This is a genomic window from Streptomyces diastatochromogenes, assembly GCF_002242805.1.
Taxonomy (GTDB): Bacteria; Actinomycetota; Actinomycetes; order Streptomycetales; family Streptomycetaceae; genus Streptomyces; species Streptomyces diastatochromogenes.
Genome location: NZ_MCGQ01000181.1, coordinates 1 through 369, shown reverse-complemented (window position 1 = coordinate 369; position 369 = coordinate 1). Strand labels below are relative to the sequence as shown.

The window sequence follows — 369 nt, the reverse complement described above, 5'->3', positions numbered from 1 at the left end:
GAGGGGAGGCGGGGCAGGGGGAGTTGTTGCGGGAGAAGGCCGACGGCCCGGTCCCACTAGGTGGGCCGGGCCGTCGGGTGAGGCGGTTGCGCTTGTCTTGCCGGTGGGCCGTCAGGCCTCGGTGGCCTCCGCGGCCGCCGTCGCCTTCCGCGTCCGGCGCGGCCTCGGTGCCGCCTCCGTGGCCTCGGTCGCGGGCTCCGCGGCCTTGCGGGTACGGCGGCGCGGCGTGGCCTCCGGCTCCTCGGTGGCCTGCGCCGGAATCTCCGGAACAGCCGCCGCGGCGGCGGCCTTACGGGTCCGCCGTACCTTGGGTGCGGCGGCGGCCTCGACTCCGTCGACGACAGGCTCAGCGGCGGCCGTCTTGCGGGT

At 77.5% G+C, this 369-nt stretch carries 1 pseudogene; it reads right to left on the bottom strand.

What is annotated here, in order from left to right:
• Window positions 1-111 precede the first annotated feature (111 nt).
• Window positions 112-369: pseudogene (locus BEK98_RS47500) on the bottom strand (DEAD/DEAH box helicase); the annotation flags it as partial.